Genomic DNA, 16,891 nt, shown 5'->3' with positions numbered 1-16,891 from the left:
ATTAAGACGAACTGGCATAACGTTGTATAAATTTGTGCCATTGATCTTCATTTCCATGAAAAACATTCAGGTCAATCTTGCCATCAACACCTTGGGACAGGCCTGATCCTGAATATTGCCAGAATAGCCAGCGGCGCCCGGGATAGACTTTGGAAGGGTGCTGTGCGACTGCACGCAACCAGAACGGATAATCAGTGAACGCACCTTTGAGATTGTCGTCATAAAAATCGGGTGCGGTATAGATGATAGGACGCTTGCCGTAATGGCGTTCAAGCGCATCCATGAATACCTGCATTTTTTCACGGACCTGTGCCGGAGACGGACGGCGTTTGCATGAGGAATCCCCGTTCCATTCAACATCGATCACGGGTGGTAATGCATCAGGATCCTTCGGGACATTACGAATAAACCAGTTGGCTTGCTGGCTTGCTACGCGGCACCAGTAAAAGAAGTGATATGCACCACGTTTCATACCGGCAGCTTTTGCATCACGCCAGTTTTTACGAAACATTGGATCAAGATGGTCGCCGCCGTCTGTTGCTTTAATATAAGCAAAATTCGCACCGTTTTTGCGCAGAGTTGCCCAATCAATATTACCCTGCCAGCGAGAGACATCGACCCCGTGTACGGCGTGGCGGCGTGGAGAGGTTTTGCCAAAATTGATTGGTTTCGCATCCCGAAAACGCTGGCTGTAAATGCGATGACGCTGTTCGGGTGCCAAACGTACAGGTGGATATGCTTTGATTTCGGGTTTTGGCAATGAAACGGGCGTGACAGTTCTTTGTTCAGAACTCTGAGCCACTGGAGCAGGCGGTGTCGCTTTGAATGGACCTGCATCCGGCACTGGTCCAGCCCATGCAAGAATTTCTTGCTGCGGTTCAGACGGTAAGGATTGTAAGGTTCTTGCGGCGCTCATAGCCGGTTCTACCGGTCTTGCCACTGAACCGGTAAGGTCAGCGGATGGTTGCGGCATCAGATTATCTATGCCCGTACTCGACGTACATCCCGCAAGAGCAGTACAGACGAGGGTAATCGCTGACACAATCGTAAAACGCATGATGCCCGTACACAAAACCAGGCGTATCAGAGCTTTAAATATAAGCTCGAAAACGCCATCAACCAAAACTCGCGCAATGCTCACCTCAAGCAAATTGCTGGCTAAAGACTATTGTGCAAAGCTGAATCCAAAGTTTACGAAAAGTTTAACAAACAGAATATTATGTTTATAGTTAATTCGGGTATTGATAATAAAATCAGTTATTTATTTAAATATCTCAAGGATTTGTCTCGAAAATTTTTCCGCGATTGGCTTTAGGATCAGGATGAATATAAGCGAAGAGAAATTTACAATGGAAGGGATATTATTGTGAAAATTGGCATTGTTACAATTTCAGATCGCGCAAGTCACGGTGAGTATAAGGATTTGAGTGGCCCGGCTATTCAAGACTGGCTTAAATCTGCGATTATAACACCTTATGAAACTATTTATCGCGTGATACCGGATGGTATCGAGCCTGTACGCGATACGCTGATTGATCTTTCAGATAACATCGGATGCGATCTTATATTGACGACAGGAGGAACCGGACCCAGTGCACGTGACGAAACGCCGGAAGCGATGAAGGCAGTTCTTCACAAGGAATTGCCGGGCTTTGGCGAGCAAATGCGCCGCGCAAGTCTTGAGCAGACTCCCACTGCCATTCTTTCCCGTCAGACGGCAGGCAGTCGCGGAAAGACCTTTATTCTCAACCTTCCGGGCAAGCCGGTATCCATTGCCATGACCTTGCAAGCGATTTTTCCTGCGGTGCCGTATTGCCTTGATCTTATTGGCGCTGGCCGTATTGAAACCGATCCTGCGGTGGTCAAGGCACATAGGCCTACCTAAAGTATGGGGGCCCAGCTAAAGTGTGGGCCCAGCTAAAGTGCGCGAATTATCGCAATCAATCTTTATGGTGTCGCGACGAAATTGCGCAACCCTGCTTTGCACTTTTGCATGATCAGCATACTTGCATTTCTCTGATTTGAGGCGGACTATTGCTCAAAAACAAGGGGAATTCAGTGACGCCATTTGATGAAATGCTTAATAAGGGCGGGGGTGTTCGTCCGCCATATGAATTTCTCAAGCAGTGGATCGACGAGCAGGATCAGCATAAGCTTCTGCAAAAAACGCAGGATGCCGAGAGCGTTTTTCGCAAAACCGGCATCACATTTGCAGTCTATGGCGATGAAGATGCGGCTGAGCGGCTTATTCCGTTTGATATTATCCCGCGTATTATATCTGGTCAGGAATGGCGGAAGCTTTCGCAGGGCATCGAGCAACGGGTTATGGCGCTGAATGCTTTTCTCGATGATATTTATCATCGTCAGGAAATTGTGCGGGCAGGGCGCATTCCAAAAGAGCTGATCACCAATAATGAGGCGTTTCTGCCGGAGATGATCGGTTTCCGCCCACCGGGTAATGTGTATACGCATATTATTGGTGTTGATATTGTGCGCACGGCTGAAAATCAGTTTTATGTACTTGAAGACAATGCCCGTACGCCGTCCGGTGTTTCCTATATGCTGGAAAACCGTGAAACCATGATGCAGCTTTTTCCAGAGCTGTTTCAGAACGTCAAGGTTCGGCCCGTTGAAAATTATCCGCAATTATTGCGTCAGTCTCTTTCAAGTGTTGCGCCGCCCGGAACGCAAGGCGTGCCGACTGTCGCTGTCCTGACGCCGGGTATTTATAATTCTGCCTATTTTGAACATGCTTTCCTTGCCGATCAGATGGGCGTCGAATTGGTGGAAGGCAGTGATCTTCGTGTTGTTGATGGTCGTGTTGCCATGCGCACAACCAAGGGCTATCGCAGGATTGATGTGCTTTATCGCCGGGTTGATGATGATTTTCTTGATCCGCTGACATTCAGACCCGATTCAACCCTAGGCGTTCCGGGTATTATGGATGTCTATCGTGCCGGTAATATTACGATCGCCAATGCACCGGGAACAGGTATAGCTGACGATAAGGCGATATACTCCTACATGCCCGAGATTGTTGAGTTCTATACCGGGCGTAAAGCGATTCTTGAAAATGTACCGACATGGCGTTGTTCGGAACCTGACAGTCTTGCTTATGTACTTGATAATCTGGGCGATCTTGTTGTCAAGGAAGTCCATGGATCGGGTGGTTATGGAATGCTGGTTGGGCCGGCAGCAACCAAAGCCGAGCGTGATGTCTTTGCTGAAAAGTTGAAAGCGCGCCCGCGCAACTATATTGCGCAGCCAACGCTTGCACTTTCCACAACTCCGATTTTCACAGAAAGCGGTCTTGCGCCACGTCATGTCGATCTCAGGCCATTTGTTCTGGTCTCTGATCGTATTCGGATCACACCGGGCGGATTGACGCGCGTGGCTTTGAAAGAAGGCTCACTGGTTGTAAATTCCAGTCAGGGCGGCGGCACGAAAGATACCTGGGTACTCGACGATTAAGGTAAAATATCACGCATCAGCTGGCGTAAAGATCAGAGCGTGCAAAGGGGAATAAATTTATGCTTCTTGGCCGTACGGCAAACGGGCTTTACTGGATGTTTCGCTATATCGAGCGTGCTGAAAACATGGCACGTCTGGTTGATGCGGGACTGCGTATGGCGCTTACAAAAACATCTGATGCACCGGAAGAATGGTCTTCGGTCGTGGTATCGGCTGGCGCAAGTCAGTCATTCTCAGCGAAATATCAGGCTTATAAGGCAGCAAATGTTGCTGATTTTCTGCTGCGCGATATGGATAATCCATCCAGTGTTATGGCGTGTATGGAAACAGCACGCTCCAACGGGCGTATGGTGCGAACCGCGCTGACGCGCGAGGCATGGGAAAGTATCAACGAAGCGTGGATGGTTTTGAAAAAATCATTATACAAACCGTTGAAAGAGGCTGACTTGCCTCCGCTGCTTGACCAGATCAAGCGGGAAACGGCTCTTATTCGCGGCGCGTTTCATGGAACGATGCTGCGCAATGAGATTTTTGATTTTGCAGGCCTTGGCACATTTATTGAACGTGCCGATAATACGGCCCGTATTCTTGATGTGAAATATTACGTGTTATTACCTGCGGTGTCCTATGTTGGTACGACCCTCGACAATTATCAATGGGAGTCTATCCTGCGGTCTGTGTCAGCACATCGATCCTATCGGTGGGTCTATGATGGGGATTATCGTCCGGCGCATGTTGCAGATTATCTCATTCTGAATGGACGTATGCCGCGCTCGCTCCACCATTGCTACCAGAGCATCAATGGGCATTTGAGCTTTCTTGCCAAGGATTATGGCGATAGCGATATCTGTCATGAAACGGCCAGACAGATTTATGCGACACTGCAAAATCAGGATATCAGCGCTATTTTTGATATTGGTCTGCATGAATTTCTGACGGAGTTCATTGCGCGTAACAACCGGCTCGGCAACGAGATCGCGGAAACCTATAATTTCTATTGAGGTGATTGCTTGTTGCTCAATATTCGGCACGTTTCCCATTATAGTTATGGAAACCCGGTTCCTTATGCCGTGCAGCGTCTGCGTCTGCGGCCACCGACTCTTCCCGGCCAACTCGTTAAACATTGGGAATTGAAGATTGAAGGCGGAGAACCGGAGGTCTCCTATATTGACGGTTTTGGCAATAAAACCGATCTTGTTCAACATGCCCGCAATATCACCGAAATTATCATAACTGCGAGTGGTCGTGTCGATGTGGAAGATCGTGTTGGTGTTCTCGGGCCAGTCTATGGATATGCTCCATTATGGCTTTTTGAGCGCGAAACGCGATTGACACAGCCGGGAGAACGTATTCGTGAACTCACACATGATCTGGGCACGGGTCAAGAACGGCTGGCATTGCTGCATGATCTGATGAACAGGGTTCATATGGCGGTGGAATATATGCCCGGTACGACCAGTGTTGCTACCAATGCTGAAAGCGCACTGGAGGCAGGAAAGGGTGTTTGTCAGGATCATAGCCATATCTTTCTGTCTGCGGCGCGGTTATTGAAAATCCCGGCGCGTTATGTTTCTGGCTATCTGCTTATGGAAGACACAGACGAGCAAACCGCAAGTCACGCCTGGGTCGAAGCGCATATCGATGGTCTGGGCTGGGTGGGGTTTGATGCGGCCAACAATGTCTGTCCCAATGATCGCTATGTTCGACTTGCGACGGGTTTGGATTATCGCGATGCAGCACCGATATCCGGTGTAAGGCTTGGAGGAGCGGTGGAAAGTCTTGCGGTCCACATCAATGTAGGGCAGTGATTATTTCAACTTAAGATTTGCCTGCCGGAAACTATTGATGACCTATTGCGTTGGAATGAAAATTGATCGCGGCCTTGTATTCATGTCGGATACACGGACGAATGCTGGCCTCGATAATATTTCCAAGTTCTCAAAAATGCGGACATGGACAAAGCCCGGTGAGCGGGTGATGGTCCTTTTGTCGGCAGGCAATCTTGCGACAACGCAAGCGGTTGCAAGCTTGCTTGAAGAGCGGATGAAAGCGCCGGAAGACCGTCATCCATCCTTATTTGAAGCCCCTTCGATGTTTCAGGCCGCACGTCTGATTGGCGATACAGTCAAGGAAGTAATAAGCAGCTCTGCAACCGGTGGCCAGAATGCCGATGCTTTTGGAGCTTCATTTGTGCTTGGCGGGCAGATCAAAGGCGGTCAGCCGCGCTTATTCTATATTTATCCGGAAGGAAATTTTATCGAAAGTTCTGAAGATACGCCCTTCTTCCAGATTGGTGAAAACAAATATGGAAAACCAATTCTGGTGCGTGCTTATCAACCGGATATGAGCTTTGAGGATGCCGTGAAATTGCTGCTGGTATCATTTGATTCAACGCTGAAAGCAAACCTGTCTGTTGGCTTGCCGCTCGACATGCAGGTCTATGCGGCAGACAGTTTTGAACTGGGGGAACACAAGCGTTTTGAAGCGAGTGATCCCTATTATCAAACAGTCTCAGAAAGCTGGTCTGAAGCCTTGAAGGCGGCACTAGAGCAACTACCTTCGTTCAGTTTTGAGAAATGAAAATGGCCGGGTTGTAAATTACCCGGCCATTATTTTTAGTCCTTTGTTACTGTGGCAATGTAGTTTGCATCTGCCACCATGTCGAAGTTGTGCACATTGGCACCGGTTACAGCTGTTTCGATTTGCTGAAAGATAACAGCAATCGGGCTTGTCTCCTGAAACTTCTTCTGAATATCCTTATACATGGCCTCGCGCTTGATGGTGTCGCGCTCTTCGGCCGCTGCCATAGTCTCGGCGGTCAGCTCGGGGATATCCCAAGAAGCCTGCCAGGCGGTTGTGCGCAGATTAACTTCATCACCATTGTTTGGATTATTGGTGAAAGTAACGGCATTTGTGTGCGGATCCCAATAGTCCGGACCCCAGATGCCCAGAGCAAGCTGATGCTTGCGTGCACGCACTTTCGTGGTTGTCAATTTGCCGTCGCCCTGTAAAATTTCAATGTTGACACCAGCCTTGGCCATTGTCTGCTGAATGCTTTCAGCAATACCGACATAAGGCTGATTGTTGCGGACGTCGAGTGTGACACTGATACCGTCCTTTAATCCTGCTTTTTCAAGCAGTTCCTTGGCTTTTTCAACATTGTAGTCGAATGGCTTGTCATCTGTGGCACCAAACATGCCAACGGGCAGGAATGACTGGTGTTTACGGCCAATTCCCTTGATCAGGGTGTTTTCAATCGTGTCATAATCAATGAGATATTTCAGCGCCTGACGCACTTCCGGCTTTGCCAGTTCTGGCACATTCTGGTTCATCGACAGATAATAGACACGCCCCTTGGGAGCATTGATAACGCTGAATTTGCTGTCTTTTGCCAGTTGTTCAATGTCACCGGGTTCCAGATTGCGTGCGATATCAATGTCGCCCGCTTCAAGCAAAAGCCGTTGCGACATGCCTTCCTTCACATGACGATAAATCACACGCTTCATCGCAGGCTTGGGGTCGGAATAATTATCATTGCGTTCAAGCAACAACACTTCATTGGCACGCCATTGCTTGAGTGCGAACGGGCCGGACCCTGCATAATTGTTTTTCAGCCATTCATAGCCAAAGTCAGTTTCATATGGATAGGTATCGGTTTTTTCCGTTTTCTGCTCGTGTTCCTTGACCAGCTTGCTGTCAACGATAGATGCAACACTGGATGTCAGGCAGTTCATGACAAAGCTTGGTGCAAACGGCTTGCCGGTCGTGAAAACAAATGTTTTATCGTCAAGGGCTACAGCATTTTGCTCGACATTATCGGGTGTAATTCCAAACTGGCTCAGAATGAATGCAGGGCTTTTATCGAGCTTGATCGCACGCTGAATGGAATAGGCGGCATCCTGGGCTGTAATCGGATTGCCCGATGCAAATTTCAAACCGTCACGGATTTTGAATGTGATCGATTTGCCATCGTCTGAAAATGTCCAGCTTTCGGCGATTTGCGGGATAATCTTTGTTGGGTCTTTTATATCGGTCGTGACCAGTCGCTCATAAGTGCTGGTCAGCATTTCCGATGTGGTGATTTCAAAAATCTCTGCCGGATCGAGCGAAATAATGTCATCAATGCTCATCGCGATCACCAGTGTGTCAGCCGGTGTTGCAGCTTCCACGGCTTTAGGTGATGCCGAAAGACACAGGGCCAATGCGAGTGCAGCAGGAATAGTTAAACATGTCAGGCGTGTTGTAGCGGTAATCTTCATGCTTCTTCCCTCTGGAGATCACAGGTTTTGCAAGCCTGTGATCATCGATATTTATTGCGTTTCGAGTGCGTTTTTCTGGACGCCGACTCTCATGAGCGCAATCATAATAGATTCTGATTTTGCAGGGGGCACAATAGTGAGAGAGATTTAGCTACAAATAAAAAAGCGGCCAGAAATCCTGGCCGCTTTTCATATTGATTTGCAATGGATTATCCAAAGACTTTAAAACGCTGAGCGTCGTCCATGAACTCTTTGTCACCAAATGGCTGTTCATTCGATCCGAAGGGCATCTGGGCGCGCAGCTTCCAGGACGATGGCACGCCCCAGGTCTTGGCAACTTCAGCATCGATCAATGGATTGTAGTGCTGAAGGCTGGCACCGATATTTTCATTGGCAAGTGCTGACCAGACCGAAAGCTGGGCCATGCCGCCAGCTTGTTCCGACCAGACAGGGAAGTTATCTGCATAAAGTGCAAACTGTTCCTGAAGACCTTTCACAACGTCCTGATCTTCATAGAACAGAACAGTACCTGCACCTGCCGCAAAGCTGTCCAGCTTGGCTTCCGTCTGAGCAAATGCATCAGCAGGAACGATTTTGCGAAGTTCTTCTTTTGCAATGTTCCAAAGCTTGTCACTTTCAGCACCAAACAGGATAACAGCGCGTGAACTCTGCGAGTTAAAGGAAGATGGGGAGTTTTTGACTGCTTCGCGGATCAGTTCTGCAACGGCATCCTTGGATATTGGGAGGTTTTTACCAAGTGCATATTGCGTGCGGCGTTTTTTGAGGGCGTCAATATAGCTATTGCTCATCGTGCATTTCCTGTTGTTACGGCGATTCTACGCTGCGAGCCTAATGCAGCATGGTGAAAACTCTGTTGCAAAATATTGTGATTTTCAAAGGAGAAGCCAGCCCATGTTTCTGAAACACACTGTCAACAGAGGTGACGTCTATTGATTTCAGTGGTTTCTTTTTTCAAGCTGATTGAAGCGCTTAGTCAGGAAAAAAACGCTTTCGACTTTTATCTTATTATAAAATCTGACAAAATTTATAGCAAATAAAGAGAGCCAGAAAAAGCCGGTGCGAGATTATGTTTCGTTACCTGCATAAGGCAAATGGGGTTTAAGATTTGAAATCATTTATTATCATTGGTGGTGGCGCGAGCGGCATATTGATGGCTGCGCAATTGCTCAAACAGTCTTGTCAAATACAGATACGAATTTTTGAACGTTCAGGCATTATTGGAGCGGGGATTGCTTACTCTACGCAAAATCCCAATCATCTTCTTAATGTCCGTGCCAGCAATATGAGTGCATATGCGGATGAGCCTGACCATTTTTTGAAATGGCTTCAAACCAGTTCCGAGGCTGCACCAAATGAGATATGGGAGGCTCATTCTTTTGCGCCCCGCTGCCTCTACCACCACTATCTCAACAGTCTTCTCAAGCCATATCATGAAGCTGACAAGCCGCGCGTTCTTATAGAAAATGCTGAGGTTACGGACATTAGTTTTGTTGATAAACAGCCGAACGTTCAGACTGGTGATGGAAGAAATTTTTCAGCCGATGCAATTATTATTGCGACCGGCAATGAGACCGCAATAGCCACATCGGGTCGCTTGGTGAGAGAATACTGGTCGAGTAACGGCTATTTTAATATTCCCCCGGAACATTCAGTTGCTATTTTTGGGACTGGGTTGTCCATGGTGGATAGTGTGGTTTCACTGCTCGATAGAGGGCATAAAGGAGAAATTCATGCAATATCACGGCGGGGATTGCTTCCGGCTGCACATGCCCCGTCTGCCGCATTGTCGATTGAAGCAAGTGCTTTACCAGTCGCTGATGGCTTGACCGCACTAATTCGTACGGTGCGCATGCTGATTTCGCAATGTGAAGCCGAGGGTAATGATTGGCGCAGTGTCATTGATGGGCTTCGTCCGCATAGTAAAAATATCTGGAATCGATTGCCTTTAAGTCAACGTCAGAGTTTTCTGCGTCATTTGCGACCCTGGTGGGATGTTCATCGTCACCGCATGGCTCCTGCAATTGCCAGACGGATAGAGGCTGCACGGCAATCAGGCCAGTTAACTGTCAGAGCTGCACATCTGTTGTCGGTGAAAAACAAAGGCGAACATATTGCGGTACGTTATCGTGAGCGCCATGCGGTGAATATTGCTGAACTGGATGTTCAGTCGATTATCGATTGTCGTGGAGGCAGCTCGCGTTTTTCAACGACACGCAATGCCGCCTTGATCAGCCTGATGGAGCAAGGTTTAGGAAAGCCGGATGCTTTGGATCTCGGTCTTGATGTAACGGCTGACTTGCAACTCGTGAATAGTCGCGGAGAGCTGTCCGGACCGATATTTGCGATTGGCCCTGTCACAAAGGGCTTGTTTTGGGAAGTGACGGCTGTACCCGATATACGCATTCAGGCAGCAGAGCTGTCGAAAAAGCTGATAGAAAGTTAGGAATCACTAATTCGAGAAATCGAAGCATTGTCATTTGTCTGCAAAATTTCCGCGTCAATATGTCTGACGAAAGCGGACGGTTGCTAGGGTCAGGACTCATTAATTTGACGGGAATGGTGTGAGGCCATCCGTTCGGATTTGATAAGAAAAGGCGAAGGAAATGTGGTTCATTTTCAAGACTTTTCGACGAAGTAGGCGGGCGGATGGACCACATCCTTCGGACATCGAAATGCCAAGTATGCGATTTGAGCGATCTGCTGCGTCGAGCCGCTCAACCGGGGGAACCACCCCGGTCCTCACGTCTCTCGCTTTGAATACTTGGGCATATCTTGTCATTTCAGATGCCATTTTCATCAAATTAATGGGGCCTGACCCTAAGCTCTTATCGTGAATGCTGTTTTTTCTGGTTGTTTCCAGAATAAAATGATTCAAAATAACGCGATAAGCCATTGAAAGCTATTGCCATAAAAGTGACTAGCCGGTCATAATAAAGACATCGGAACATATGATTCCTCTCGACACCTTACCGGAGCGTTTCTGTTACTGTTTTTCATGAGCGGTGCCTGCTTCGGATCAACCTTGATTACGGACAGGAGGCCTTGGGCGCATGACGATGGACGGCAGGATGCTTTTTTTGCTGGTCCTTCTTCCATTTCTTGGCAGCGCTGTAACAGGTCTGTTTCGTGGAGTTGACAGAAGCGGCTCTGCCTGGTTCACGGCTGCGATTGCGCTTGTTGCCTTTGTAATTACTGCAAGCCTTTATCCGATCGTTTCGGATGGCGGGGTTATTCGGGGATCGATCGACTGGCTTCCGAATTATGGTCTGAATGTAACTTTTCGCATGGATGGTTTTGCGTGGCTTTTTGCCATGCTGATTACCGGCATTGGTTTGCTGGTTGTGATCTATGCACGCTACTATATGTCGCCTGAAGATCCGGTTCCGCGCTTTTTCTCCTTTCTTTTGGCATTTATGGGGGCAATGCTTGGTGTGGTTCTGTCGGGCAATATCGTGTTGCTTGCGGTTTTCTGGGAACTGACCAGTATCTTCTCTTTCCTGCTGATCGGCTACTGGTATCATAATGCCAGTGCGCGTGATGGCGCACGTATGGCGCTGACTGTAACCGGCATTGGCGGCTTCTGTTTGTTGGCTGGTGTGTTGCTGCTTGGCCATATCGTTGGCAGTTACGATCTCGACAAAGTTCTTGAATCAGGCAACATTATTCGTGCGCATCCGCTTTATACGGTGGCTCTTGTTCTTATTCTGATGGCAGCTTTCACTAAGTCTGCACAGTTTCCGTTTCATTTCTGGTTGCCGAACGCGATGGCAGCACCTACGCCGGTTTCAGCCTATTTACACTCCGCAACGATGGTGAAGGCGGGTGTGTTTTTGCTGGCGCGCTTATGGCCTGTTTTCTCCGGAACTGAAGAATGGTTCTGGCTTCTCGGATTGGCAGGTCTGACAACATTGCTGATCGGCAGTTTTTTTGCCGTGTTCCAGCAGGATCTCAAGGGGTTGCTTGCTTATTCCACCATCAGCAATCTCGGTCTTGTTACCGCGCTTTTAAGTCTTGGCAGTCCACTTGCGGCTGTTGCTGCCATTTTTCACATGGTCAATCATGCTATCTTTAAAGCATCGCTGTTTATGGCGGCCGGTATTATCGACCATGAAACCGGCACGCGCGATATGCGCAAACTGAGCGGGCTTGCGCGAGCGATGCCCTACACCGCGACCCTTGCCATGGTGGCAAGCGCGTCGATGGCCGGTGTGCCACTGCTCAACGGTTTTCTTTCAAAGGAAATGTTCTTTGCCGAAGCCGTCGAAACCCATATGGCATCCAGCCTTGATACGCTCACACCTTATATTGCGACCGTGGCTGGTGTTTTCACAGTCGCTTATTCGTTGCGGTTTATCTATTCGACGTTTTTTGGCCCTGCACCCCATGATTTGCCAAAAACACCGCATGAACCGCCACACTGGATGCGCCGACCAATTGAACTTCTGGTTTTTCTCTGCCTGTTGATCGGTATCATACCCAATATTGCCATTGGTCCGTTTTTGCATTCAGCGGTAACTTCTGTTCTGGGCGATGCAACACCACAATATAGTCTCTCCGTCTGGCATGGGTTCAACCTGCCGCTGGTGATGAGTATTGTTGCCATGATTGGCGGTATCATTGTTTTCTGGGCACTTAAAAATTATCTTGCAACCAGTGAAGATGGTCCGCCATTGTTCCGCCATTTGCAGGGGCAGCGTATTTTTGAACGTGTGCTTGTTACCGTTTCATGGAACTGGGCACGTAAGGCTGAGAGTTTCCTCAGTACAAGACGCCTTCAGCCGCAGCTTCGTATTGTGGTTGTCCTGGCGTTTATCGCTGCTGCATGGCCAATTTTTGAGGACGGTATTCAGGCCGGTATGCTCGGTGTGCAACCAATTGATCCAATCTTTGCGGGTCTGTGGATTTTGGGTGGCGCCTGCGCCATCGGAGCCGCGTATCAGGCAAAATATCACCGTCTCGCAGCTTTGATATTGCTGGGAGGGGCCGGACTTATTACCTGTATAACCTTTGTCTGGCTCTCTGCTCCTGATCTTGCCGTGACCCAGTTGCTGGTTGAAATTGTAACAACAGTTCTGCTGCTTCTTGGTCTGCGCTGGCTGCCGAAACGCTTTGAAGATCCCGATCCTGTTCCTGTAAAGTTTGGCCCGAGAATCCGCCGTTATCGCGATTTCATACTGGCAATTGGCAGCGGTGTTGGTGTTTTCATCATTTCCTACGCGATGATGACGAGACCATCTCCGGAAAGCATTGGTGATTATTTCCTCCAGAATTCCTACACAGGAGGGGGCGGCAAAAACGTTGTGAACGTCACACTTGTTGATTTCCGTGCCTTTGATACATTCGGAGAAATTGCGGTTCTCGGCATTGTTGGCCTGACTGTTTACGCATTGTTACGCCGTTTCCGCCCGGCACCTGACAGCACAGGTTCAACTGCGCAGCAGAAAATTCAGGATGCTTACGATGAAGCGATGGAAGATCGTGAAAAGGGTGAGACCCTGACCGATTATCTGGCGGTGCCATCTGTCATCATGAAATGGCTGTTCCCGGTCATTATCGTGCTTGCTGTGCATTTGATCCTTCGCGGTCATGATTTGCCGGGCGGCGGCTTTGCGGCAGGTATAACTCTGGCGATTGCATTCATTTTGCAATATCTCGCGGCTGGTACGCGCTGGGTAGAGGATCACTTGCGTATTCTGCCTGTTCGCTGGATTGGTTTTGGCTTGCTGATTGCGGCTGCGACCGGTGCCGGCGCCTGGCTTTTCGGCTATCCTTTCCTGACAACCTATTTTCAGTATGCGGATATACCGCATGTCGGAAAAATGCCTGTCGCAAGCGCACTTCTGTTTGATATTGGCGTTTTCGCACTCGTTGTTGGTGCAACGGTTCTCATGTTGATCGCATTGGCGCATCAGTCGATCCGTAAACACCGTGTCGAAAAACTTGCCGCTGCGAAGGAGGACATCTGATGGAACTCGTTCTCGCTGTGGCAATCGGTGTTTTGATGTCGTCCGGTGTGTGGCTGATCTTGCGTCCACGTACGTTTCAGGTTGCGATTGGCCTTGCGCTTGTTTCGTATGCGGTCAATCTGTTCATCTTTTCGATGGGGCGTCTGCGCACCAATGCGCCACCGGTGCTTGATTCAGGTATCAATGTTCAGGCGGCGCAATATACCGACCCTGTGCCGCAGGCACTGGTTCTGACTGCTATTGTTATCGGATTTGCAATGACGGCTCTTTTCCTGGTTGTTCTGCTTGCATCGCGCGGTATGACGCGCACCGACCACGTCGACGGCAAGGAGAATTGATTTTGGATTGGAAGTCACATCTCATTGTTGCGCCAATTCTGTTGCCGCTTGTAACGGCGGCGTTTTTGCTGCTGTTTGATGAGCGCAAACGCAAGCTCAAGATGGCGATCAACACGATCTCCATTATTGGCCTGATTGTCATCGCTTTCACATTGCTTGGTGTTGCCAGTGATATAGCCCCTGCGGCTGATGTCTATCTGATTGGTAACTGGCCTGCGCCTTTTGGTATCGTGCTGGTTCTGGACCGTCTTGCGGCATTGATGCTTGTGCTCACAAGCGTGCTTGCACTGGCAGCATTGAGCTTTGCACTGGCGCACTGGTATAAAGCCAGTCCGAATTTCCATACAATCTTTCAGCTTTTGCTGATGGGGCTGAACGGCGCATTTCTGACTGGCGATTTGTTTAACCTGTTCGTTTTCTTTGAAGTGATGCTGGCAGCATCCTATGGATTGGCACTGCATGGTTCAGGACCGGCGCGGGTCAAGGCGGGCATGCATTACATTGCCGTCAATCTTGTTGCATCATCGCTTTTTCTGATTGGTGTCAGTCTGATCTATGGTGTTACAGGCACTCTGAACATGGCAGATCTTGCGCAAAAGATTTCTCAGGTTGCTGCCGAAGATCGCATGCTGCTTGAAGCGGGTGCTGCTATTCTTGCCGTTGCCTTTCTTGTTAAAGCGGGCATGTGGCCGCTAAACTTCTGGCTTGTGCCTACCTATACGGCCGCAGCAGCGCCAATTGCTGCTATTTTTGCGATTATGAGCAAGGTTGGCATTTATGTCCTGCTACGCTTGTCGCCACTCATGTTTGGTATAGGAGCGGGTGAATCTTATGGGTTCGGTAATGACTGGCTCTATTACGGGGGGATGGTGACGCTGGCCTTCGGGCTGATTGGCGTGGTCGCATCACAGGCCATGGGGCGCGTTGCCAGCTACAGCATTCTGGTCTCTTCCGGCACATTGCTTGCAGCCATTGGCAGCGGCAATACGGCCATGACCGGCGCTGCCCTGTTTTATATGGTCAGTTCGACCTTGACGATTGCCGCCTTCTTCTTGCTGATAGAACTGGTTGAGCGCGGGCAGGATGCGGCGGCTAACGTTCTTGCTGTTACAATAGAAGCCTATGGTGATGATGAGGAGGAAGAAGAGGAAGAGGAAGTTGGCGTTGTTTTGCCCGCAACCCTTGCTATTCTTGGCACCTGTTTTGCAATTGTTGTAATTTTGCTTATTGGTCTCCCTCCGTTTTCAGGTTTTATCGCTAAATTTCTGATCCTTGCTGCGGTGTTTAATGGTGATGGCCCGGCACCAACATTGGCAATGCCTGTCAGTCCGGCAAGCTGGGTGTTAATTGCGCTTATATTGTTGTCCGGACTCTCTGCCCTCATTGCCATGACACGTACCGGTATTCGTACATTCTGGGCTTCGCTGGAAGGCAATGTTCCTCGTGTTCTGGTGCGGGAAGTGGTGCCGATTGCCGGTCTTCTGGGTGTGTGTCTGGCCCTGACAATCGGTGCTGGCCCGGCCATGCGCTATATGGATGCAACTGCTCGTTCGCTGCATTCGCCGCAGGATTATATCAATAGTGTGTTGAAAGCGCCGCGTGTTGGCGCAGAAACAGTGGAGGTAAAATGAGAAAAATTCTGCCTTTCCCACTGCTCTTCGTCGCTTTGATTATATTCTGGCTTTTGCTCAATGGCTTCACACGGGCACAGCTGCTTTTGTCGATTCCGATTTCGCTGCTCGCTTGCTATGCAATGACGGCGCTGGAACCGCAAAAAAATCATCTGCGTTCAATTCCGACAATGATATGGCTGTTTGGTGCGGTGAGTATCGACATTCTCACATCAAATGTGGCTGTTGTGAAGCTTATATTGTCACCTCGAAAACAGCGTCATCCCGGTTTTGTAGTCATTCCGCTGGAACTTGAGAACCGTACGGCATTGGCAATTCTTGCCTGTATCATAACAACAACGCCGGGAACTGCATGGGTGGATTATAATGTTGCCCGAAAGGCACTGACAATTCATGTTCTGGATCTCGAAGATGCCAAGGCGTGGCGGACGACAATCAAACAACGCTATGAACAGCCGCTTATTCGCATATTCGGTGCGAGGGACATCTTAAAAGAGGAGCAATCAGCATGAGTGCAGTTATTCTTTTCTGGTCGCTTCTGGCAGCACAGTTGATGCTTGTCGCTGCAATGGGCTGCGTGGTTTATCGCCTGCTGATTGGCCCACGGGCGCAAGATCGTGTGCTGGCAACGGATGCTCTTTATCTTAATGCGCTTTTGTTGCTGCTGACATTTGGCATGCGCACCGGTAGCGAAATCTATTTTGAAGCTGCACTGATCATTTCAATACTCGGCTTTGTTGCTACGGTTGCGCTCGCTAAATTTCTGATGCGCGGGGAGGTGATCGAATGATCGGAGCTGCCGATCTGCCCGTCTGGGCGGCAATTGTCATTGCTTTTTTTCTCATCGCCGGCGCATTTTTGACGCTAGTTGGATGTATTGGTCTTGTGCGTTTCAAAAGCTTTTATGAACGCATTCACGCACCAACTATCGGTTCTTCGTTCGGTGCAGGTGGAATCTTGATCGCATCCATCATGTTTTTCTCCATCTTGCAATCCAGACCAATTTTGCATGAAGTATTAATTACCGTGTTTGTGGTCGTCACAACCCCGGTAACGCTCATGTTGTTAAGTCGTGCAGTGATTCATCGTGATCAAACGCAGGATAGCAAAGAGCTTCCTTCTACTTCCGACCAGAATTGATGGTTGGAAGCATTGGCCTGAGGCATTTGGAGGAGTGCTGAGGGCTGCGGCCAATTGTCCATATG

At 49.0% G+C, this 16,891-nt stretch carries 15 protein-coding genes; 12 read left to right on the top strand and 3 right to left on the bottom strand.

What is annotated here, in order from left to right; translation table 11 throughout:
• Position 1: 1 nt before the first annotated feature.
• Complete coding sequence (locus FHY56_RS01225; RefSeq protein WP_140903355.1) at positions 2-1,057, bottom strand: glycoside hydrolase family 25 protein; 1,056 nt, start codon at positions 1,055-1,057, stop codon at positions 2-4.
• A 309-nt stretch (positions 1,058-1,366) separates the two neighbouring features.
• On the opposite strand from FHY56_RS01225, the gene mog reads away from it, so the two are divergent.
• From mog to FHY56_RS01200, 5 genes are all read left to right on the top strand, one after another.
• Positions 1,367-1,885, top strand: coding sequence for a molybdopterin adenylyltransferase (gene mog, locus FHY56_RS01220; RefSeq protein ID WP_140903354.1), 519 nt, complete (start codon positions 1,367-1,369; stop codon positions 1,883-1,885).
• Positions 1,886-2,058: 173 nt separating this feature from the next.
• On the top strand, positions 2,059-3,471 hold the full coding sequence (locus FHY56_RS01215) for a circularly permuted type 2 ATP-grasp protein (RefSeq protein WP_140903353.1): 1,413 nt from the start codon (positions 2,059-2,061) through the stop codon (positions 3,469-3,471).
• A 59-nt stretch (positions 3,472-3,530) separates the two neighbouring features.
• On the top strand, positions 3,531-4,472 hold the full coding sequence (locus FHY56_RS01210; protein ID WP_140903352.1) for an alpha-E domain-containing protein: 942 nt from the start codon (positions 3,531-3,533) through the stop codon (positions 4,470-4,472).
• Between the two features lie 9 nt (positions 4,473-4,481).
• Positions 4,482-5,279 carry a transglutaminase family protein gene (locus FHY56_RS01205; protein WP_140903351.1) on the top strand — a complete coding sequence of 266 codons (798 nt, stop codon included), beginning with the start codon at positions 4,482-4,484 and terminating at the stop codon, positions 5,277-5,279.
• A gap of 37 nt (positions 5,280-5,316) precedes the next feature.
• Positions 5,317-6,051, top strand: coding sequence for a proteasome-type protease (locus FHY56_RS01200; RefSeq protein ID WP_140903350.1), 735 nt, complete (start codon positions 5,317-5,319; stop codon positions 6,049-6,051).
• 35 nt (positions 6,052-6,086) lie between these two features.
• On the opposite strand, the gene FHY56_RS01195 is transcribed toward FHY56_RS01200, so the two are convergent.
• Both FHY56_RS01195 and FHY56_RS01190 read right to left on the bottom strand, forming a co-directional pair.
• The gene (locus FHY56_RS01195; protein ID WP_140903349.1) at positions 6,087-7,730 is read right to left on the bottom strand and encodes an ABC transporter substrate-binding protein; all 1,644 of its coding nucleotides are present in this window, start codon (positions 7,728-7,730) and stop codon (positions 6,087-6,089) included.
• Positions 7,731-7,939: 209 nt separating this feature from the next.
• Entirely contained in the window at positions 7,940-8,539 is a 600-nt protein-coding gene (locus FHY56_RS01190; protein ID WP_140903348.1) for a nitroreductase family protein, read from the bottom strand.
• A gap of 317 nt (positions 8,540-8,856) precedes the next feature.
• Here FHY56_RS01190 and FHY56_RS01185 point away from each other — a divergent pair, with 317 nt between their 5' ends.
• The 7 genes from FHY56_RS01185 (at position 8,857) to mnhG (ending at position 16,826) form a co-directional block, all read left to right on the top strand.
• Positions 8,857-10,194 (top strand): FAD/NAD(P)-binding protein, encoded by a 1,338-nt coding sequence (locus FHY56_RS01185; protein WP_140903347.1) that lies wholly within the window; start codon positions 8,857-8,859, stop codon positions 10,192-10,194.
• Positions 10,195-10,801: 607 nt separating this feature from the next.
• Positions 10,802-13,717, top strand: coding sequence for a monovalent cation/H+ antiporter subunit A (locus tag FHY56_RS01180; protein ID WP_140903346.1), 2,916 nt, complete (start codon positions 10,802-10,804; stop codon positions 13,715-13,717).
• The gene (locus FHY56_RS01175) at positions 13,717-14,055 is read left to right on the top strand and encodes a Na+/H+ antiporter subunit C (RefSeq protein ID WP_140903345.1); all 339 of its coding nucleotides are present in this window, start codon (positions 13,717-13,719) and stop codon (positions 14,053-14,055) included. The genes FHY56_RS01180 and FHY56_RS01175 overlap by 1 nt, the downstream gene beginning before the upstream one ends.
• Positions 14,056-14,057: 2 nt before the next feature.
• Complete coding sequence (locus FHY56_RS01170) at positions 14,058-15,686, top strand: monovalent cation/H+ antiporter subunit D (protein WP_140903344.1); 1,629 nt, start codon at positions 14,058-14,060, stop codon at positions 15,684-15,686.
• Positions 15,683-16,198, top strand: coding sequence for a Na+/H+ antiporter subunit E (locus tag FHY56_RS01165; protein ID WP_140903343.1), 516 nt, complete (start codon positions 15,683-15,685; stop codon positions 16,196-16,198). Before FHY56_RS01170 ends, FHY56_RS01165 begins: the two co-directional genes overlap by 4 nt.
• The gene (locus FHY56_RS01160; RefSeq protein WP_140903342.1) at positions 16,195-16,476 is read left to right on the top strand and encodes a K+/H+ antiporter subunit F; all 282 of its coding nucleotides are present in this window, start codon (positions 16,195-16,197) and stop codon (positions 16,474-16,476) included. The genes FHY56_RS01165 and FHY56_RS01160 overlap by 4 nt, the downstream gene beginning before the upstream one ends.
• Entirely contained in the window at positions 16,473-16,826 is a 354-nt protein-coding gene (gene mnhG / locus FHY56_RS01155; RefSeq protein ID WP_140903341.1) for a monovalent cation/H(+) antiporter subunit G, read from the top strand. Before FHY56_RS01160 ends, mnhG begins: the two co-directional genes overlap by 4 nt.
• Positions 16,827-16,891 lie beyond the last annotated feature (65 nt).

This window comes from Brucella gallinifaecis, assembly GCF_006476605.1.
Taxonomy (GTDB): Bacteria; Pseudomonadota; Alphaproteobacteria; order Rhizobiales; family Rhizobiaceae; genus Brucella; species Brucella gallinifaecis.
Note: the sequence above shows the minus strand (reverse complement) of the source record. Positions and strands in the feature narration are given on the sequence as shown.